Raw genomic sequence first — 346 nt, 5'->3', positions numbered from 1 at the left:
TGTGATTTTATCGGAAAGTAACAAACTTTAAAAGGGAATTTTCACACAATTGTCGAACAATTCATGTAGCCTAGAAGGATACACATGTCGGAGTATCGATTCGGTAAGGGAGGAAAAGCTGTGGAGAAAATTAAAGTCAGTCTTGTAGATGATAATAAAGAATTAGAATCAATGCTAGAGAGTTACGTAGCTGCTCAAGATGATATGGAAGTAATCGGTACTGCTTATAATGGTCAAGAGTGTTTAAAGTTATTAAATGATAAGCAGCCGGATGTACTTGTTTTAGACATTATTATGCCACATTTAGATGGTTTAGCTGTACTAGAGAAAATGCGAAATATTGAAA

Annotated in this window: 1 protein-coding gene; it reads left to right on the top strand. The window is 34.4% G+C overall.

All coding sequences use genetic code 11. The features are described 5' to 3' along the window. Positions 1 to 84: 84 nt before the first annotated feature. Positions 85 to 346: response regulator (locus tag ACSG5Z_RS29810; RefSeq protein WP_435712741.1), on the top strand; the 262-nt coding region annotated here is incomplete at its 3' end.

The sequence above is a fragment of the Bacillus pretiosus genome, assembly GCF_051294775.1.
In the GTDB taxonomy this organism is placed as follows: domain Bacteria; phylum Bacillota; class Bacilli; order Bacillales; family Bacillaceae_G; genus Bacillus_A; species Bacillus_A wiedmannii.
This window is presented reverse-complemented; position numbering and strand designations above follow the sequence as displayed.